The sequence below is a fragment of the Rhodococcus sp. MALMAid1271 genome, assembly GCF_049195265.1.
Classification (GTDB): domain Bacteria; phylum Actinomycetota; class Actinomycetes; order Mycobacteriales; family Mycobacteriaceae; genus Rhodococcoides.
Window position 1 is genome coordinate 1 of sequence record NZ_JBMIRQ010000087.1, and the last position, 18,571, is coordinate 18,571.

Annotated in this window: 17 protein-coding genes; 6 read left to right on the top strand and 11 right to left on the bottom strand. The window is 63.9% G+C overall.

What is annotated here, in order from left to right:
- Window positions 1-333: 333 nt before the first annotated feature.
- Window positions 334-2,475, bottom strand: coding sequence for an MFS transporter (locus ACOQFP_RS12800; RefSeq protein ID WP_421584528.1), 2,142 nt, complete (start codon window positions 2,473-2,475; stop codon window positions 334-336).
- A gap of 233 nt (window positions 2,476-2,708) precedes the next feature.
- Between ACOQFP_RS12800 and ACOQFP_RS12805 the strand changes: the two genes are divergently transcribed.
- Window positions 2,709-3,281, top strand: a complete 573-nt coding sequence (locus ACOQFP_RS12805; RefSeq protein ID WP_206487513.1) for a TetR/AcrR family transcriptional regulator — start codon at window positions 2,709-2,711, stop codon at window positions 3,279-3,281.
- Between the two features lie 96 nt (window positions 3,282-3,377).
- Here ACOQFP_RS12805 and ACOQFP_RS12810 read toward each other — a convergent pair whose 3' ends face one another.
- Entirely contained in the window at window positions 3,378-4,034 is a 657-nt protein-coding gene (locus ACOQFP_RS12810; protein WP_206487511.1) for a serine protease, read from the bottom strand.
- Window positions 4,035-4,100: 66 nt separating this feature from the next.
- Complete coding sequence (locus ACOQFP_RS12815; protein ID WP_421584529.1) at window positions 4,101-4,874, bottom strand: DUF6319 family protein; 774 nt, start codon at window positions 4,872-4,874, stop codon at window positions 4,101-4,103.
- Window positions 4,875-5,196: 322 nt separating this feature from the next.
- On the opposite strand from ACOQFP_RS12815, the gene ACOQFP_RS12820 reads away from it, so the two are divergent.
- The 3 genes from ACOQFP_RS12820 to ACOQFP_RS12830 are packed head-to-tail and all read left to right on the top strand — an operon-like array spanning window position 5,197 to window position 10,149.
- On the top strand, window positions 5,197-7,701 hold the full coding sequence (locus ACOQFP_RS12820) for a glycerol-3-phosphate 1-O-acyltransferase (protein ID WP_421584530.1): 2,505 nt from the start codon (window positions 5,197-5,199) through the stop codon (window positions 7,699-7,701).
- A complete protein-coding gene (locus ACOQFP_RS12825; RefSeq protein ID WP_421584531.1) occupies window positions 7,698-9,125 on the top strand; it encodes an HAD-IB family hydrolase in 1,428 nt (475 codons plus the stop codon). The genes ACOQFP_RS12820 and ACOQFP_RS12825 overlap by 4 nt, the downstream gene beginning before the upstream one ends.
- Window positions 9,118-10,149, top strand: a complete 1,032-nt coding sequence (locus ACOQFP_RS12830; RefSeq protein WP_206487505.1) for an adenylate/guanylate cyclase domain-containing protein — start codon at window positions 9,118-9,120, stop codon at window positions 10,147-10,149. The genes ACOQFP_RS12825 and ACOQFP_RS12830 overlap by 8 nt, the downstream gene beginning before the upstream one ends.
- Here ACOQFP_RS12830 and ACOQFP_RS12835 read toward each other — a convergent pair.
- From ACOQFP_RS12835 to ACOQFP_RS12870, 8 genes are read right to left on the bottom strand one after another with little or no spacing between them, the layout of a single operon-like run.
- Window positions 10,131-11,204: an MSMEG_0565 family glycosyltransferase gene (locus tag ACOQFP_RS12835; RefSeq protein WP_421584532.1), complete on the bottom strand. Its 1,074-nt coding sequence runs from the start codon at window positions 11,202-11,204 to the stop codon at window positions 10,131-10,133. The genes ACOQFP_RS12830 and ACOQFP_RS12835 overlap by 19 nt on opposite strands.
- Window positions 11,201-12,052 (bottom strand): carbon-nitrogen hydrolase family protein, encoded by an 852-nt coding sequence (locus ACOQFP_RS12840; RefSeq protein WP_421584533.1) that lies wholly within the window; start codon window positions 12,050-12,052, stop codon window positions 11,201-11,203. Before ACOQFP_RS12840 ends, ACOQFP_RS12835 begins: the two co-directional genes overlap by 4 nt.
- A 6-nt stretch (window positions 12,053-12,058) precedes the next feature.
- Window positions 12,059-13,348 (bottom strand): MSMEG_0569 family flavin-dependent oxidoreductase, encoded by a 1,290-nt coding sequence (locus ACOQFP_RS12845; protein WP_421584534.1) that lies wholly within the window; start codon window positions 13,346-13,348, stop codon window positions 12,059-12,061.
- Window positions 13,345-13,635, bottom strand: a complete 291-nt coding sequence (locus tag ACOQFP_RS12850; RefSeq protein ID WP_421584535.1) for an MSMEG_0570 family nitrogen starvation response protein — start codon at window positions 13,633-13,635, stop codon at window positions 13,345-13,347. The genes ACOQFP_RS12845 and ACOQFP_RS12850 overlap by 4 nt, the downstream gene beginning before the upstream one ends.
- Window positions 13,628-14,521 carry a carbon-nitrogen hydrolase family protein gene (locus ACOQFP_RS12855; protein WP_206487491.1) on the bottom strand — a complete coding sequence of 298 codons (894 nt, stop codon included), beginning with the start codon at window positions 14,519-14,521 and terminating at the stop codon, window positions 13,628-13,630. Before ACOQFP_RS12855 ends, ACOQFP_RS12850 begins: the two co-directional genes overlap by 8 nt.
- Window positions 14,518-15,945, bottom strand: a complete 1,428-nt coding sequence (locus ACOQFP_RS12860) for an MSMEG_0567/sll0787 family protein (RefSeq protein WP_421584536.1) — start codon at window positions 15,943-15,945, stop codon at window positions 14,518-14,520. The genes ACOQFP_RS12855 and ACOQFP_RS12860 overlap by 4 nt, the downstream gene beginning before the upstream one ends.
- Window positions 15,932-16,987 (bottom strand): MSMEG_0568 family radical SAM protein, encoded by a 1,056-nt coding sequence (locus tag ACOQFP_RS12865; protein ID WP_421584537.1) that lies wholly within the window; start codon window positions 16,985-16,987, stop codon window positions 15,932-15,934. The genes ACOQFP_RS12860 and ACOQFP_RS12865 overlap by 14 nt, the downstream gene beginning before the upstream one ends.
- Window positions 16,988-16,996: 9 nt before the next feature.
- On the bottom strand, window positions 16,997-17,521 hold the full coding sequence (locus ACOQFP_RS12870; RefSeq protein WP_206487488.1) for an MSMEG_0572/Sll0783 family nitrogen starvation response protein: 525 nt from the start codon (window positions 17,519-17,521) through the stop codon (window positions 16,997-16,999).
- A 250-nt stretch (window positions 17,522-17,771) separates the two neighbouring features.
- Here ACOQFP_RS12870 and ACOQFP_RS12875 point away from each other — a divergent pair, with 250 nt between their 5' ends.
- Both ACOQFP_RS12875 and ACOQFP_RS12880 read left to right on the top strand, forming a co-directional pair.
- The gene (locus ACOQFP_RS12875) at window positions 17,772-18,152 is read left to right on the top strand and encodes a hypothetical protein (protein ID WP_206487483.1); all 381 of its coding nucleotides are present in this window, start codon (window positions 17,772-17,774) and stop codon (window positions 18,150-18,152) included.
- Window positions 18,145-18,549, top strand: a complete 405-nt coding sequence (locus ACOQFP_RS12880; protein WP_206487481.1) for a hypothetical protein — start codon at window positions 18,145-18,147, stop codon at window positions 18,547-18,549. Before ACOQFP_RS12875 ends, ACOQFP_RS12880 begins: the two co-directional genes overlap by 8 nt.
- Window positions 18,550-18,571: the final 22 nt, after the last annotated feature.

The window sequence follows — 18,571 nt, forward strand, 5'->3', positions numbered from 1 at the left end:
GCCCCTTCGGGGTGAGCAAGGCATTAGCGTGTGACACGAGGACCTCTCGGTTGTCGGTGCAGTTGTGGTAACCACACCGATACCGGAGGTCCTCACCTATCTGTCGCTGCCACGCCGTCCACAACGTCCCTGCTCATTACATCTAGCCCTGCCCCCGCCCCCGCCCCCCGCTTTCCGCGTGAATGGACCACTGAATACGTCTGGGCAGTGCAGTGGTCCATCCACTCGGATACCGGCGGAAGGTGAATAGACCATTGCATACGTCTCGACGGTGCAGTGGTCCATTCACGCGAGTGGGGCGGGCGGTCCGGTCGCGGGCGGGTGGGGCCGGAACTACAGCGGCATTGCCCACATCGAGCTCGATCGCTCCTTCAATTCGGTGCAGTTCGCGTGCAGGGCGCTCGCCCGCTGGTAAAACGTCTGCAGCGGCGCAGCGGGTGGAGCGGCCTTCGGTGCCGGGGCCGCCGGGAGATCGCTGAGTTCGAGCGCGGCGTCAAGGGCTTCCTCTGCCTCGATGCGTCGGGTACGTGCCAGGTTCGACAGCGCGAGCTGGTGAATGGTTACCCGATCGCCGGGCGTGGAGTCCATCGCGGCCAATCGGGCAACCGAGGCGTCGAGATCGTAGACCTTCGAGGCCAGCTGATAGATGCTGGGACGCTCGAGTTCTGCGTCCACCAGGCCCGGCGCGGCCACGGTGCGCCTCGAAGTCACGGGTTTCGTCGACTTCTCGGGCTTGTCGGGCATCGTGGTCTTCGCTGCCGACGGTCTTTCCAGTAGCTGCTCGAGTTCTGCCACCTCCCGGTTTGCCACTTCTCGGTTCGATGCGGTGTCCTTGGCGGGAGCAACGAAAGGCACGATCGGCTCGAACGGGATGGTCGCAGAGCTCGTCGCCGATGCCCGCTTCTTCGACGGGATCAAGACTGCCACGATCACGGCGCCGACTCCGAACACCACCGCCGCCACCACCGAGGTGTGCGCCACCGCAGTCCCGAACGCAGCGACAGCGTTGGCTTCCAGGTTGTCGGCGAACCCGCTGAGGAAGGCGTTCTGTTCACGAATGATGTCGGACACGATCACTGCGCCTGCGAGCGAATCCTGCGAAGCAGCAAGCCCTTCCGCGGCTTGTCCGGTGTACTGGCCGTTCGGCTGCTTACCGGGGAAGGTCTGCAGAAATCCGTCGATCCCGTGGCGATACGACGCTGCCAGCACCGACCCGAGTACCGCGATGCCCAGAGATCCGCCGAGCTCGAGAGCGGTGTCGTTGAGGCCGCCACCCACGCCGAGCTTGCTGTCCGGAAACTCGCCCATGATGGCATCGGTACAGGGCGAGACGGACAGTCCGATTGCCAGGCCGAGCATGCTCAATGCGGGCAGGAAGTCGTTGTATGTTGCCGACGGGTCGATCCCGATGAGCGAGACGACCGACAGCGTCCCCACGATCATCCCCGCCGTCACCGTGACGCGTGGTCCGAGCTTGGGTGTGAGCCACATCGTGATTCCGGATCCGACGAACACCGCTCCGGCCAGCGGCAGCAGATGCACGCCCGTCGACACCGGCCCGTAGCCGAGAGCGAATTGAAGATACTGGGCGACGAAGTAGATAGCGCCGAACGTGACGAGAAAGAACACCAGCACCGCGAGGGTCGCACCACTGAGGATGCGGGAGGAAAACCTTCGTACGTCGAGCAGCGGATTGGGATGTCGCAGTTCCCATCCGACGAATCCCAGAACCGACAGCAGTCCGACGAGACCGAAATACAACGGCCCGACGGTCCAGCCGAAGTGCATCCCCTCGATGATGGCGTAGACGATGGTCGACACGGCCAGCACCGACAACAATCCGCCGATCCAATCGATCGGTCCCGGAGCGACGGCCCGCGACGGCGGAACCAGAACGACGGCTCCGACAACGGCCGACAATGCAATCGGCACGTTGATCAAGAATGTCGAGTGCCAACTGAAGCTCTCGAGGAGCCAGCCGGCGAGGAGCGGACCGGCGGCGATCGCAAGTCCGGAGGTGGCAGCCCACACGGTGACAGCGGTGGCGCGTTCCCGCTTCGGGAACGTGGCGACCAACAGCGACAAGGTCGCGGGCATGACGATGGCGGCGGCCACACCCATGACGATGCGCGCCAGGATGACGCCGACCGTGGCCTCGGTGAGTGCCCCCGCGATCGACCCCGCCACGAAGACGATCAAGCCGAGGATCAGCGCCCCGCGGCGGCTGTAGCGGTCGCCGATCACGCCACACAGCAGCATCAGCGATGCGTACGGGACGGTGTAACCGTCGATCACCCACTGCAGGTCGCTACTGGACAGGCGCAGGTCGAGTGTCATCGACGGGGCTGCAACCAGCAGCGAGGTATTGGCCATCACCACGATCAGCAGGCTCAGGCACAGCACTACCAGCGCCGACCAGCGTCGCGGATACGGCCTGCGCATATCTTCGACAGGCGTCATCGCAAGTAACGTCATTGTGTTCCCCCCCATTGGCACGGTGCGACACACCTTGCACAGTGCTGTGCAGCTTAAGAATGATCGTCTAAGATCCGCAATCTTTTGTGGCGGCAACCACACTCTGCGTCCGCGATCGTGCTAGATGTTGAATCGTGCGCAAGACGACGGAGTCCAGGTCGAGTACACGGGATGCCGCAGCGCCGCCCGTGCAACGACGCGACGCTCGGTCGAACCGAGCGAGAATTCTCGATGTGGCACAAAGGGTCTTGGCAGACAATCCGGATGCAACCATCAACGACGTTGCTGCCGCGGCAGGGGTGGTCCGGCGAACGGTGTACGCCCACTTCGCATCGCGGGAGGCGTTGATCGACGGTATCGCGTTGGAAGCAGTGGAACGCATCTCGGCGGCCCTCGCCCGCGTTCCGGCTGCGGACGAATCGGCGGTGACGGTGTTCGTGCGGCAGACGCTGGCCCTGACCCGCGTCGGCGATCAGTACCGCCTACTCCTTGCGGTTGCGCGAACAGATCTGGGTCACAACGGTATTCACGATCTTCTCGCACCGATGCGAGAGTCGGCAGCCGCTGTCATCCGGCGCGGCCAGCGCGAGGGTGTGTTCTCGTCGTATCAGAACGCGGACGTGCTCATCCTCAACATCGAGGCCATCGCCCTGTCGATTCTCGACGCCACCAATGCCGCATTACTCACCGATCCGGCCGGTGCCACAACGACATCGAGTCTGGTGTTGCTGGGCATCGCCCCGGACGAGGCCGAACGCATCGTGGCAGACATCCGAGCCTCCGACTCTCCTACTCGGGCCCTCTGACCGACCCGGGCCACTTCGAAACGACGAATGCCCCGCTCGATGTGCATACTGCACCGAGCGGGGCATGTCGGTCGAGTGACGGCCGAAGCCGAACGATCAGGGGGCGGGGACGAATCCTGCGCCGAGTCCGTTGCCCTGATCGACATTGCGAAGGATCGCGTCGAAGTTGGTGCCGACCTCGGGGCCGAAGCACGCCACACCGAGGTAGGCGTTGACCATTCCCACGAGCGTGTTGCCGACGACGACCGGGCTGCCCGAGTCGCCTTCTACGACGCACAGCTGAGCCCACGTCTCCTGTGACTGCAGGATGTCGCCGTACGCGAGGCCGCAGGTGTTGCCCGTGGTGCGGCCTTCCTTGCAGACGATGTTCGGGAACCCGGTGGGCGGGCCGACCTGAGAGATGGTCACATTGCCGACGCGGTTGATCGGTGCGACCTTGTCACGCTGGAATTCGATGACCGCGTAGTCGTACTCCGGGTTGGAGAACGCGATTCGGCCGACCTCGCCGAGGGAGGTGTCGTACTCGGGAACGATGGAATCGCCTGCGCGCCCACAGTGGCCGGCGGTGAAGCCGACGAGATTTCCACTGCGATCGTTACCGATCGTCGTCAGCGTGCACTCGGCCTGACCTCCGACGATGATCCCCGAGCCGCCGCCGAGAGCAGCTGGAGCGGCCGCGGATGCGGTCCCCACGCCGACGCTGGCTACGACTGCAGCCGCCCCCACGACGACGAGCATGAATTTCTTGAACATGTACTCCCTCTCAGCGGTGTCGGCAGAACAGTAGCAACAACAGGTGTACTTATACGAGCGAGTAGCTCATACGTCCTGCTCGAGCGCGGCAAGCGTGGTGCGCGCTTCTTCCAGTTGCCTGCTCAGTTCTGCAACGCGGACCGCTGCCTCCTCGCGCGCGTGCGAGATGACGGCTTCGACGGCATCCCGAGCGGTGGGATCGCCCAACTCGCGGACGGCGCGGCTGACCGACTCGGGGCTGACCGGCTGCGCCTTGGTTGGCCGCTTCGCGCCGTGGGTGACGGTGACCGACCAATCGTTGTCGGGCCCGGCATGAATGGTGACACTGACTCCGCTCGGAGCCTTCTTGGCTCGACGCGCAGTCTCGCGGCGGGGAGTCTGCGGTGGCGTCTGCACGGCCGTGCTCGCTCCGGGGGCAGTCTTTCGTGCCGCTGCACGCGGCTTGTCCTCCACCGGTACGGCCCGGCTGTCCGCCGAGACAGCCTTCGGTTGCGCCGTCACGGACGCCGCGGTGCGCGTTGATTGCGGTGGCGTCGACACGGCCGCCACTTTCTTGGCGGGCACCCTCTTGGCCGGCGCGGCAGGGGTTGCCGCGTTGCGCGTGATCCGCAGTTCCTCGGCCTCGTAGGGCAATTCGTCATTGACACCCTTCGGACTGATGGTGACCGTCGTGCCGTCGATCGACACCACCTTCGCCGACGTTCCTTCTGGTAGGCCGAGGCTGGGGTTCGGTTCGCGGAGATACACAGTGGCCCGGCGGCCATCGGCGAGAGCCGCGGCGAGTGTCGCCAGATTCTCGGGCGTCAACGAATCGTGCGCGGCGCGCCCACGAGGTGGCATCGAAAACCGGCCTTTCTCGAAAGTGTTTGCGAATACTCTCGCACAGATGGGCAGGCAATGTCATTGCCCGGGTCACGACAGAATCGGTGCCGGCGTGCAGAGGCGGCGAACGGCCCCGAGGAGAGAAGCGATCCTCCGGGAATGGAGCGGCGGAAATCGCCTGCGTCGACCCGGTTCAGCGGTGGGAAGGCGCGACTCGACCGATGCACGGTTCTCGGATTCACCGAGCGAGGCTTTGCGAGATTCCACGTCGGCCAAGTAAATGTAACCAAAAGTAACTGTTACTTGGATTCACACTTAGATTTGGTGGGCGATACGACCGATGAAATCGACTGTATACGACAGCCTTCCCGAGCGCCCTACGAGTCCACTCGACGTGACATCGACTCCCGAGTACCCGCGAGTAGCCGTCCGCAACAGCACCGAAGATTTCGCCTCCGGGCCACCTCGCCGAACCACCCTCGCGGCCGGTATCTCCCGCGTAGCCTGGCGACGTGCCTTGTTGTGGAGGTACGGAACAGGAGCCTCGATGTACCACCTCGACGCGAACGAGCAATCACTGAGCGACGGGTCGCACGTATATCTACTCGACGCCACATCCACCCTCGAGGTTCAGGCACTGAATCAGTGGATCGACGCCACCACACCCGAAGGGCAACCGCGCCCGCCCTCGGTGGTGCTCACCGGTGAGGCGAGAACCTCACTGTCGGACAGTGTCCGCGGGTACGCCGACGATCCCCTGCTGATCCCTCTGCGCGTCACATTGTCCGACCGCAAGAGCGGCATCCTGCACCGCATCTTCGCGCCCCGAGGTCGTTCCAAGCCCACGCAGGTGTGGCAGCGTTGGGTAGCCGGCGACGATCCCGATCATTCCGCGGTTCTGGTCGGCGAACCGGCAACCCTCAGCGATCTGAAGGAACGGTTCGAGCGCGGCGGTGGCACCTCGTTGTCGTCGTTCATCCTGCGTCAGGCCAGTCTGGCACTGGACAAGGCCGAGCGAGGCGTCATCGGCTCGGAGTACAAGATTCCGCGATTCGTCGTCGAGGACATGACGGAGCAGAAGAAGTTCCACGACGGCATCACCGCACTCGCGGACGAAGTGGGCCAGGACCGGGACGCGGTCGACACACGCGTCAACGAGATCCTCGGCGAGATGGTGGCCACCGAGACCCGCCGGGCAGTGGAGATGTGGGGAACGCTCGGCGCGTACTTCTCCCGGGCCTACAAAGTCGACGTCGATCGGGCTCAGTTGCAGAAGGTCCGCGATCTGAACAAGAACTATCCGTTGGTGTTTCTGCCCAATCACCGTTCCTATCTCGATCCGCTGGTGCTACGTCCTGCCCTGTTGGCCGAGGGTCTGCCACTCAATCACGTCATGGGCGGCATCAATGTCGGCTTCTGGCCGTTGGGTCCCATCGCCAAACGCAGTGGCGTCGTACTCATTCAACGCAAGTTCTCCGACGCGATCTACAAGTGGACGCTGCGGCAGTACATGAGCTTTCTGCTGAGCAAACGGTTCAACCTCGAGTGGTACATCGAGGGTGGCCGCAGTCGTACCGGAAAGCTCCGCCCGCCCAGGTTCGGCCTGCTGACCTATTTGGTCGACGCCCTCGAGTCGAGCGACGCCGAGGACGTCTATCTGGTTCCGACGTCCATCACCTACGACCGTCTGCACGAGGTCGGCGCGATGGCCGAGGAATCACACGGCGCGAAGAAACAGGCCGAGGGAATCCGGATGGCCATCGGATACATCCGCGCGCAGGGAACGTTGCGCGGCAACGTGTATCTCAATTTCGGCGAGCCGATGTCGGTGGCCTCGATCGTCGCCGAGAACACCGACAAACGAGTGGCCGTGCAGAAGATCGCGTTGGGTGTGTCCCACGCGATCAACGACGCGACCCCGGTCACTCCGGCCGCGCTGGTCACCATGGCACTGTTGGGTATCGAGGACCGCGCCCTCAACGTCAACGAGATGTGGGCCATCATCGCCCCACTCGCCCGCTACATCAAGCGTCGAAATCTGCCCACCGCAGGAGGCGTCGACGTCTCCGACCTCGATGTGGTGCGCTCGGCCGTCATCGCTCAGGTCAACGCCAACGTCGTCAAACGATTCGACGACGGCCCCGAGCCGCTGTTCCATCTGGCCCAGGACAAGCACCTGGTAGCAGCGTTCTTCCGCAACAACGCTATTCACTTCTTCGTCATGCGCGCCATCGGGGAACTGGTGGTGCTGCCGACAGCCGGCGATTCGGCCCCCCTGACACAGGACACGCTGTGGCAGTCGGCATTGCAGCTACGCGATCTGCTCAAGTTCGAATTCTTCTTCGGCGACAAGAAGGACTTCGGCGAACGACTCGAATCCGAGGTCGATCTGATCGATCCGGACTGGCGAGCCAAGATAAGCGATCCCGATTATGCTGCGCAGCAACTCCAGTCGCAGGATCTCCATCTCGCGCACCGAGTACTACAGCCGATCTTCGAGGCGTATCAGGTGGTGGCCGATCAGCTGATGCTGCTGCCTCAGAGCTCCGAATTCGACAAACCGAAGTTCATCGCCGAGTGCCTCGGTGCCGCACAGGCCAGGAGGCTTCGCCAACAACTCGATCACAGCGAGGCCATCTCCGGCGAATTGTTCGATACGGCACTGCAATTGGCCGATAATCGCGATCTCATCGATTCCACCTCCGACGGTATCGCCCGCCGCCGCAGGGAGTTCGCACTCGAGATCGACGAATGGGCCCGCAAAGTCCGCATCATTCGCGACATGGCCCATCGCATGCTGAATGAAGTCGAACCCCTCCAGGCTACCGAGGAGACCAATTCATGACTCAGTTCGACGATCGGCTGATCGCGATCGCCGCAGCACCACCCGGCCGAGACACCGTCGCATTCTTCGATCTCGACGGCACGCTGATCAATGGGTTCTCGGCCCGCGCAGTGTTTCTCGAACGCCTCAAAACGCTCGACGTCACCGTCAAGGAACTGTGGGAGATCTCGAGCGCCGTCGTCGAGATGCGCATGCGTAACTCACCCGTCGACAACCTGATGGGCAAAGCCGTCCGCGGCCTCGAAGGCCGCCGAGAAGCAGACCTGATGGAGCAGGCATACACCCTGTTCCGCAACGAAATCGCCCCGATGATCTACCCACAGGCCCGCGCGCTCGTCGAAGCTCACCGGCACGCGGGTCATCGATTGGTGATGGCCACCTCGGCCACGCCGTACCAGGCCATCCCGGTGCAGCAAGACATGATGTTCGAAGAACTGCTGTGCACCACCCCCGTCGTCACCGACGGAATTCTCACCGGCGATCTGGTCGGCGAATCACTGTGGGGTCCACGCAAAGCGCAGGCGGCGATCGACTACGCCGAGCGGGAGGGCATCGAGTTGGCGGGTTGCTTCGCATACTCCAACGGCGGTGAGGACGTGCCGCTGCTCGAGGCCGTCGGTCGACCCGTCGCCCTCAACCCCGATCCGGAACTGCAGCGCTACGCGGCGAAGAAGAACTGGCCGTCGCTGACGTTGGACAAGCCGAAACGCGGTACCGATCTCACCTCCGCCGTCCGGAGCTCGGCCGCTCTGGGTTCGGTACTGGCCAGCGCATCGATCGGCCTCGGGCTCGGAATTCTGACGCGGAGCCGCCGCACCGGCGCGAACATCACCAGCACCATCGCACCGGACATCGCTTTGACCATCGCCGGTGTCAAGCTCGACGTCACCGGCACGGAGAATGCGTGGTCGGCTCGGCCCGCAGTATTCATGTTCAATCACCAGAGCACCGCGGACTCCATCATCGTCACATCGATCCTTCGCCGCGACATCACGGCCGTGGCCAAACGCGAACTCGAACGCGATCCGCGGTTCGCGCTGCTGGGCAGGATGTTCGACGTCGCATACGTCGATCGTGGTGATCCCTCACAAGCGCGAGAGGCGATGCTGCCCGCCATCGAGAAGTTGCACAGTGGCATTTCCGTGGCCATCGCGCCCGAGGGAACGCGAATGCCGACCTCGCGTCTGGGCCGGTTCAAGAAGGGCGGCTTCCACCTGGCAATGCAGGCAGGTGTACCGATCGTTCCCATCGTCATCCACAATGCAGGGGACGTGATGTGGAAAAAGGATTTCACCGTCCATTCCGGTACCGTCAAGGTCACCGTCGGCGAGCCCATTCCCACCACGGATTGGATACCCGACAAGATCGACGCCTACGTCGACGATGTCCGTTCCTATTTCGACAGAACGTTGGGATATGCCTGAGAATCAGATCAACTCGGTGGTGCAAGCGGAGATCGAACACAATCTCCTGGGCGGCACACCGAAGTACAACCGCGCCGACATCGTCGAGAAGTCGGGACTGCCCCTCGAGCGCGTCATCGCCCTGTGGATCGGCATGGGCTTTCCGATCCACACCGATACCGAGGCCGTGGTGTACACCGACGCCGATCTCGAGGCGCTCGAGCTGATCACCGGTCTTTCCGAGCAGAAGGTCATCAAGCCCGAAATGGAGGTCGCGATCGCCCGCACGCTCGGACAGTCGATGTCCAGGCTCGCGGAATGGCAAGTGGGCGTTGTGAACTCTCACATCCTCGAGCGCATCACCAACAGCGACGAGGACAAGAACGACATCGCCGCGATCCGGCGCAACGCCCGAGACATCGCAGCCGAGACGGTACCCACCCTCGAAGCCCTCCAGGCCTATACCTGGCGCAGGCATCTGGCCGCGGCCGCCGGGCGCTCCATCGCCGCTCCCGACGACACCGCCGACAGCCCCACCATGGCTGTCGGTTTCGCAGACATGGTCGGCTACACCAGCCTGACCCGTCGACTCGACATCGGCGAGCTGACGACGCTGCTCGAGGAATTCGAGTCCCTGGCCACCAACATCATCGCCCGTGGACGGGGTTCGGTGATCAAGAACGTCGGCGACGAGGTGATGTTCAGCGCGCAGACTCCCGAGGACGCCGCTCACATCGCTCTCGACCTGCAGGACGCCTTCGCCGAACAAGAGGACATGCCAGACCTGCGCGTCGGGCTGGCGTGGGGGCCGGTCCTGGCCCGATACGGCGACCTGTACGGATCGGTGGTCAATATCGCTGCACGCCTTACCAGTTCGGCCAATCCAGGGACGACACTCGTCGATACCGTGTTGACCGAGGAACTGCGCCACGACTCCGAGTTCTATCTCAAATCGATTCGTTCACTGCGGGTCAAGGGTTTCCACAAGCTCAAGCCGCATGCCTTGCGTCGAAACAAGCGCGGAAGTCAACGAAGCGAGGAGTAGAAGTCCACGTGTCTGCGCGCGGCCTCGTCCCAGGTGAGACTGTGCGCCAGCAACAACCCCGGTGTCGGATCGGGTGGCTCGACCAACGCACGTTCGATCTCGATCGCCATCGACTCCACCGATGATGCGTACGTGACACTGTCTGCGAATACTTCTCGCAGTACCGGCAGATCTCGGGCGACCACGGGGGTCGACGCAGCGAGCGCCTCCATGGCGGCAAGTCCGAAGCCCTCCTTCGTGGAGAAGAACGGCAACACTGCGGCCTGGGCGACGAGGTGCGGCAACTCGTCGTCGTCGACGGTACCGAGTATCACCGGTTCGACTCCCAATTCCCTTGCACGACGGTCGAACTCCGCTCGGTACTCGCGATAGTCGAACAGCGTCTCGCCGCCCGCGAACACCAACTGCAGCTCCCCGGTGCCTGCGTCCGACCGCACCCGAGCGAATGCGTCGAGCAGATCGAGGCTGCCCTTGCGTGGCTCGATCCCGCCCACCGCCACCACGTAGCGACCGAGCTGGGCGCTCCAGTGGGAGCGTCCCGATCGCGCGGCCGCCGCGAATCGTTCGGCGTCGACCCCGTTGGGGATCACCGTGGGCTCCACACCCCATCCGCGCCGAACATCGTTCGCCACCGCTGCCGAGACGCAGATGCGCGCATACGGCACCGTGATCGCCCGCTCGTGGCACGCCGCCAGCTCGGGGGTGGTGAACTCGTCGAGGTGATGGATGGTTCTGACGCATCGGCCCACGGCATTGGCCGAGATGCAGTCCTGGGCATGAACGATGTCGTACTCGTCCGGTGTGAAGGCATGTCGCAGCACTGCGATCGATCGTAGGATCCGTTCGCCTACGCTCTCACCATCGCGGTGCTCGAACGCCACCATGCGCACGTCCACGGCCGGGTCCACCGGACGGAAGAACGCGCTGTCACCGCCTCGGCCGAGAGACCACACCGCGACGTCCTGCTCGGAGCGCGCCAGTGCCTCGGCCAACGCCAGGGTGTGCACCACTCCGCCGCGTGGCTTGGAGGAGTACGTGAGCAAGGCGATCTTCACTGATCCGGCTTCTCCTGCAACAGGTTCGGGTAGGCATCCACGCGGCGTTCGGCGAGGTGATGCAGACCCCGCCTGGCACGGTCCACCTCGGCGTCGACGTCGATGTCGTGCACGGCCAGGCCACCTTTCGACCAGGTCTTCGCCAGGACGTCACCGCCGGGCCCGACGATCTTCGCCTGCCCCAGAAACCGCAGAGATCCCATCACCCCGGTCTGATTGGACGACACCAGCACCACCTGATTCTCGGCGGCTCGGGCGGCGTCGTACAGATCGAACAGTCGGGACTGCCGATCATTGGGCAGCGAGGACGCGCGATCGGTGACGCTCGCCGGCCATGCCGACAGCGCCGCAATGATTCTCGCACCATCGAGCGCCAGTGCTCGCGCCGATTCGGGAAACGTCTTGTCGTAGTCGATCAGCATGCCCATCCGCCCGACCGGAGTGTCGAAGGCCTCGAAGCGATCTCCGGCGGCGTAGGCGAGCGACTCGCCGAGCGGTTGATGCACCTTACGGTGACTGCCCAGGATCCCGTCGCCGGTCAGGCAGGCAGCAGCGTTGTACCGCAATCCTTTCGACAACTCGGTGTAGCCGATACAGATCGTCATATCACCGGCTGCCGCAATGATGGCACCCAGTTCCGGACCGTCCGGATCGAGAGCAGGCGGTAGTTCCGCCGGGTCAGGATCGCTGAGACTGTTGATGTAACCCCCGAGGGATGCGTCGGGCAACACCAACAGGTCGATGCCCTCCCGAGCCGCGCTGGAGATGATCGTGGTGATCTTCAGCACGGCCCGGTCGACGTCTCGGCCGAAATGCGCTGCCAGCGCACCGATCTTGATGGGGGCCACGATCAGTCAGGCCATCTGACTCTGCGGTTGCACTGAGTTTCTGGAGTGCGCCGCGCTGACCTCGAGTCCGATCTGATCGGCCAGGAAGGCGGCGTCCCTGGCAACCGAGGCGAAGCGTCCCGAACCCCACGTGTGCTGCCACGGTAGCCCCAGAAAGTACAGACCGGGGACGGCGGTGACCCCGCGGTTGTGAGTCGGATGCCCTTCGCCGTCGAACGCGCCGATCTCGAGCCACCGATAGTCGGTGCGGAAGCCCACCGACCACACGACTGCCCTGATCTCGCTCGTGGCGAGGTCGAGTTCGGTGGTCTCGGCATCGGGACGCCACACCGGCACATAGCGCTCCTCGGTGGGAGCGTTGATTCCCTCGCGCTCGATGTACGCGTCGATGTTGTCCTTGATGCTCTCGGCCACTCGATCTGCAGCATCGAGTGATGCCTCCAGAGTCGGTGCGAACCGCAGTACCCCGTTCTCGACGCCCAGCAGTCTGCCGTAGAGCTGCATCCCCTCGACGGCGAATGCGCGCAGGTCGATGTCACGACCACCGTCACGGCCGGTGACGTAGTGGTTGGTGTTCTCGCGTTTGCCGACGCCACCGGGTTGATCTTCGATGGAGACATCGTACGTTCCCATGTCGTGCAGCCAGGCGACACAGTCCCGGCCACGATAGAAACGAGCGACACGAGGCGCGGTACCTGCCACCAGGTGCACACGTCGACCGTCGAGATGCAGGTCTTCGGCGATCTGAGCACCCGACTGGCCCGTACCGACCACCAGCACGTCGCCGTCCGGGAACTGATGTGAGCCGCGGTAGTCGCTGGAGTGGATCTGGACGATCTCCGATGGCATCTTCTCGGCGAACCGCGGGATGACGGGGATGTGGTAACCACCCACCGCCACGACTATCTGCTCAGCGTGCATCGGACCCGCGGAGGTCTGTAGCTCGAAGCCGCCCTCTCGGCCCTGCCGTGCGGAAGTGACCGAAACATGTTCCAGCACCGGCGCATCGAAGCTCTCCGCATAGCGCCGCACGAAGGCATACACCTCGTCACGCTGCATGAATCCGTCGGGATCGTCTCCGTCGTAGGAGAATCCCGGCAGTGCGCACTGCCAATTCGGAGTCACCAGAGTGAAGTTGTCCCAGCGCGAATCCTTCCACTCGTGTGCCACGGTGTCGCGTTCGAGGACGACATGGTCGATGCCTCGCTGGGTCAGGTGCCAGCTGATGGACAGCCCTGCCTGGCCGCCGCCGATGACGATCACAGTGTGATGATCGGCTCCTCTGCTGCCGCTCATAGCAATTCAGCTCCCGACATGCTCAGCACTCGAACGGCACCGCGCTCGTACGAGGCACTGACGCCGTGAATTTCCGCCATCTGTTGCGCTGCCGAGGTGCACCGCATGCCGAACTTGGCGAGCACTCGATCGCTCGCGACCGTCAGCGCCTCCGAGGTTCGCTGCACGAACTCTGCCACCGGGTACTCCGCGCCGGGAGTCAGATAGTCGTGCATGACCAGTGACGGTGAGTAGCAGGACTGCTCGCGACCATCGGGCCACCGAACGACGAACGACATCTCAGGCATGGACCGCCTCCTTGGTGATGGTCCGGTAGACGGCGGGTCTGCGATCGCGCAGATTGAACATTCCGCCGCCACGTGCGGCACCGATGAGCCCGGCGACATCGACGGTTGCCGTGGCCAACCCGGGCTCCACACCCGTACCGGCGAGGATCTCTCCACCTGGCCCGACGATCTTCGCGCTGCAGACGAATCGCAGAGATCCGAAGGTGCCTGCCTGATTGGCAGCGACCCAGACTATCTGGTTCTCGAGGGCGCGAGCCCGGTCGTAGATGTCGAATCGCTGTTTCCAACGATCCTCCTCCATGTTCTCCACCGTCGCGGTGCGGGCTGTCGGCCATGCGGAGATCGACGCGACGATCTCGGCACCGTCGAGTGCCAGTTCTCGTGCAGCCTCGGGAAATCCCTTGTCGTAGCAGATCTGCATACCCATCCGGCCGACCGGAGTGTCGAACGCGGAGTAGCTCTCTCCCGCGTCGTAGCAGAGGTTTTCACCGAGCGGTTGATGCACCTTGCGGTACGAGCCGAGGATGCCGCTGCCGTCGACGGTCACTGCGGCGTTGTACCGGGTGTCTCCGTCCTTCTCGCAGAACCCGAACGTGATGACGGTGTCGCCCGCCATGTCGATGACGCGTCTGATCTCGGGACCGTCGAGTTCCAGCGCAGGCGGTAGAGCTCTGCGCCTGCGCTCACGCGATTCCTCGGTCTCGTCTCCGCCGCCGAGGCTCGGCAGATATCCGCCGAGGCAGGCCTCGGGCAGCACCAGCAGTTGGCTGCCGCGGTTGCGAGCTTCTTCGAGCAGTGCGGCGATAGTGGCGTACCCCTGTTCCATGTCGCGACCGAACTCGGCCGCGGCGACGGAAATGGTGACGGGCTTCGGGTGGGTGGTCATGCTTCTCCCAATCCGGTCACAGTGGATGTGACCGCGCGAGTGGTGATTCCATCGGGCCATCGCAGCGCGACACCCGGAATGTCGGTGAGCTCTCCGCAGACTGCGGACAGTGCAGGTCCTGACGGTGCGGTAGCTGCACCGGGACGGTCCGCGGTGATCATCGCGAACCCTGGAAAACACGTGATCCATTCGCCCATCGACGCGGCGTCCGGCTTCGGTATCGAGGCGATGTCCAGTACGGCACCCGTCCCGCTCGCCTCGGCGAGCATTCCGGTGGTACCGGCCAGCCCCGCCATCGAGACGTCCTTCGCGGCCTTGGGTGCGGCGCGGGAAACGAACGAGGCCATTGCCGTGAGTTCCTCGGTGTTCCGTCGCGAGGACGAATCCCATTGCTGACCATGGTATCCGCGTCGCCATTCGCCTTCGATGTCCGCGGTGAGCGTCAACAGATCTCCGACGCTTCCGCCGCCTGCCCGTATCGGTCGCGAGGTCCGCCCGAGTGCGGTGACCGACAGTGACGACGGCACCCCGGCCTGGGTGTGGCCGCCGAGCACCGGAACCTGCCATGCCGCAGACGCATCGGCGAGACCGCGGATGATGCGGGTCAGTCGACTCCGAGTCGGGGCTCCGACGGAATCGAGCATTCCGACAGCTTCTGCGCCCATCGCCGAGAGATCGTTCAGATTGACCAGCGCCGCGCACCAGCCGGCCCACTCGGGATCGCGATCGACCATGGAAGGGATGATGGCATCGCACGCGGCGATCATGTCGCTACCCGGCACCGGAACTCCGTCGTCGCCGCGAAAGCCTCTGGCCCCGAGTCCGAGTGGCTGCGCTCGCAGTGGTGCGAGCACCCCGGCGAGCATCGACTTGGTCGTCGAGACGAGCCGTTCGATGCGGTCGATCGGCCAGTACATCGCCACATGTGGGGTACCCGCCACCTCGACGTCGCCGCGCCTGACCCAACCGAGTCGAGTGAACAGTTGCTCACTGCGCTTCTGCACCGTCGCGTCGAAGCGAAGCACCCCGCGGCTCTCGGCATGTGCGCAGGCGGCACGAACCAGGGCAGGCCCGACGCCGGAAGTGCGCGCCGCGGCAGCGACGACGAGGCGGCTTCCTGACCACCACCCCAGATCCGTTGCCGTGCAGGGTGCCAACCGTACTCCGCCGAGTACGACGCCCTCCCGGTCGAGTGCGACCAGCACGACCGTTCGCGGATCGTCGTCCACGTCGTCCCGGTCGGTGCCGGCGAACAAGCCCTGCTCGGCGACGAACGTTGCTCTTCGCAGCGATCGATACGCATTCGATTCTGCTGTACCGGTGCATGGTTGGACGATGAACTCGGGCTCCACACCACGGTGTGCCGTGCCCGACAACCCCGCGGGATCCTGCACGTCCACGCGGTACATCTCAGCCCCCTGCATTCTGTAGGACGCTGCACGCACCGCAGGCCGCGCATCCTGCCTTCTGGTCCGCACCGAGCATCGACGCGGCCTGAAGTTCCTTGGCTACGCGTCGGGTCACGCTCTCGAGAACGTCGGCGGCGGGTGCCGTCGCGCGATCTGCGTCTGCGGCCAAGGTTCCCGCGAGCGGTCGGAACGGAACGACGAAGGGGTACACGCCCATCTCGATGAGTTCGGCTGCCCCGGAGACCAACTCGTCCGGATCCTCCCCGAGACCGACCAGAATGTACGTCGAGACCTGATTGCGGCCGAAGATTCGCACAGCTTCTTTCCATGCCGCGCGATACTCGTCGATCGACACCGACGCCTTGCCCGGCATCCAATGTCGCCGAACCTCGTCGTCGAGCGATTCGACGTGGATGCCGATGGATTCGGCTCCGGCGTCGTACAGATCCTGAATGGACGTCAGATCACCGGGCGGTTCGCACTGCACCTGAATCGGGAGCTGGGGAACCACAGCCTTGATGGCACGTACACACCGAGCCAAATGACGGGCACCGCGGTCCTTTGCCGCCGACGTACCCGTCGTCATGACCATCTGGGTGACCCCGTCCAACCGCACCGCCGCCTCCGCGACCTCGGCCAGTTGCGCCGGGGTTTTGACGGCGATGGTGTCGCCTGCCTCGAGGGAAGCCTCGATGGAGCAGAAGCGGCACCGCTGATCGGCGTGGTAGCGGATGCAGGTCTGCACCACTGTCGTCGCGAGAACACTGGAACCGTGCAACTTCGCGATCTTGTCGTAACCGATACCGTCGGAGGTGACGAGATCGTAGAACTTCGGCCGTTCGACGGCCGCAACATCGAGACCGATATCGTTGCCGTCGAACAGAACTCGACCATTTTCGAGAACATACGGACTCAGCGGATTGCGCGGGATGGCCGCGCCGAGGCCATCGATGGTGACATGCCCGTCATCGCTCGGCCCGGCGCCTGCCGTTCTCGAGACCGGCGTGGATCCTCGGATTCCGAGCAACGCCAGATCTACCCGCGTACTGACCGACATGATGAACTCCTAGACCATGTAGGTCGAGTTGATGATGGCACCTTTGCGCGCGTAGTGAATCAGCGCGTCTTGCACATCGAGGGGATGAGCCGGGATGACGCCCTCGATGAGGTCCTCTTCACGACCGCCGTGCAGAGCCAGTCCGAATCGGCAGCAGAACACCGTGCCACCCTCGGCGATGAACGTCGCCAAGGAATCGTTGATGTTCTGCTCGCCGGGAAAGCCGGAGTCTCCCGTCGTCGGAAATCCGCGAGTAGCAAGGCAATTGATGGCTCCGGGACCGTAGAAGTACATGGCCGACTCGAAGCCCTTACGTAGAGCGCGGGTCGCCTGGAGCACCGCGACGAACGACACCGAGGACTCGTGGGCGATACCGTGCACCAACGTGAAGTAGCTCTCACCGTTCTCGGCCTTGTAGTCGGGAAATATCTTGGTGGAGCCGTAGATGTTGCTGCCCTTGGGAAGTGACGGGTGCGGGATCTCTTCGAGAGACTTCTTGATGTTCTCGGCGATGGTCTGATCGATATCTGACACGGATGTCTCCTGAGGTTCGCAGAGCGGGCTGGATGCGGTGGACACCGATGGCCACCTGAGGAAGAGAAGTCATGTCCGGCGAGAGAGCGGATCCTCTGCGGCCATGCAACAAGTACACGACTCATCCATTTCCCATTGGTCACGTACGGAATAACGCCGCGTTTCGAGGGCCTCACAGTGTTGACGTGGCGTTACGCGGATAGTGTGGAGGCGGAACCACCCATCCACCACGACCTTGACGAGGAACTCGATGATCGGCGCCGTCACCGGCTTGTTGTACGCGTTGTCCCTGGTAGTGGGCATCTGGGTGCTCGCGAAGCTCATCTCCAACCGTCCTGTGCTGTTGAAGAACAAGTCCGATCGGGCACTGTTCTGGACGATCGCTGCCACCGAGGCCGTCGTGGCGCTGCAGGCCGTGATCGGGTTCGTCCTGATGTTCACCTCCGATCGCGATATTCACCGACTGACGTTCGGTTCGTATCTCGTCGGGCTGCTGTTTCTACTTCCACTCGGCACGTGGTGGTCGCTGGGTGACCGTTCTCGCGGCGGCACAGCGGTTCTGCTCGTTGCCGTCCTCACCCTCGCAGCCATGGTGCTGCGCCTGAGCCAGATTTGGGCCGGATATGCCTGACAGTCTCCAGCAAGCGACGCGCACCGGTTTCGGGCGCTTCCTCATCGCCGTCTACGCCGTGTTCGCCGTCGCCGCGACCTCGCGCTCGATCGTGCAGCTCACCACCCGATTCGACGAGGCACCCGTCGCGTACCTACTGTCGGCATTCGCAGCGGTGGTCTACATCGTGGCCACGTTCGGTTTGGCCAGAGCGACCGAGGCTTCCCGACGCGTGGTGACGGTGTCCTGCATCATCGAACTCGTCGGCGTCATCGGAATCGGGACTCTCAGCTACATCCAGCCGCAGGACTTCCCGGAGCCGACGGTGTGGTCGCACTTCGGATCCGGCTACCTCTTCATCCCGGTAGTGCTCCCCATCGCGGGGCTGTGGTGGTTGCGAAAGACTCAGCAGCGCTGACGTTCGACACCTGCCCGCGCAG

Coding starts and splice junctions, on each gene's coding strand:
- ACOQFP_RS12800 (WP_421584528.1), bottom strand. CDS start 2,475: ATGACGTTACTTGCGATGACGCCTGTCGAAGATATGCGCAGGCCGTAT.
- ACOQFP_RS12810 (WP_206487511.1), bottom strand. CDS start 4,034: ATGTTCAAGAAATTCATGCTCGTCGTCGTGGGGGCGGCTGCAGTCGTA.
- ACOQFP_RS12815 (WP_421584529.1), bottom strand. CDS start 4,874: ATGCCACCTCGTGGGCGCGCCGCGCACGATTCGTTGACGCCCGAGAAT.
- ACOQFP_RS12820 (WP_421584530.1), top strand. CDS start 5,197: ATGAAATCGACTGTATACGACAGCCTTCCCGAGCGCCCTACGAGTCCA.
- ACOQFP_RS12825 (WP_421584531.1), top strand. CDS start 7,698: ATGACTCAGTTCGACGATCGGCTGATCGCGATCGCCGCAGCACCACCC.
- ACOQFP_RS12830 (WP_206487505.1), top strand. CDS start 9,118: ATGCCTGAGAATCAGATCAACTCGGTGGTGCAAGCGGAGATCGAACAC.
- ACOQFP_RS12845 (WP_421584534.1), bottom strand. CDS start 13,348: ATGAGCGGCAGCAGAGGAGCCGATCATCACACTGTGATCGTCATCGGC.
- ACOQFP_RS12850 (WP_421584535.1), bottom strand. CDS start 13,635: ATGCCTGAGATGTCGTTCGTCGTTCGGTGGCCCGATGGTCGCGAGCAG.
- ACOQFP_RS12855 (WP_206487491.1), bottom strand. CDS start 14,521: ATGACCACCCACCCGAAGCCCGTCACCATTTCCGTCGCCGCGGCCGAG.
- ACOQFP_RS12860 (WP_421584536.1), bottom strand. CDS start 15,945: ATGCAGGGGGCTGAGATGTACCGCGTGGACGTGCAGGATCCCGCGGGG.
- ACOQFP_RS12865 (WP_421584537.1), bottom strand. CDS start 16,987: ATGTCGGTCAGTACGCGGGTAGATCTGGCGTTGCTCGGAATCCGAGGA.
- ACOQFP_RS12875 (WP_206487483.1), top strand. CDS start 17,772: ATGATCGGCGCCGTCACCGGCTTGTTGTACGCGTTGTCCCTGGTAGTG.
- ACOQFP_RS12880 (WP_206487481.1), top strand. CDS start 18,145: ATGCCTGACAGTCTCCAGCAAGCGACGCGCACCGGTTTCGGGCGCTTC.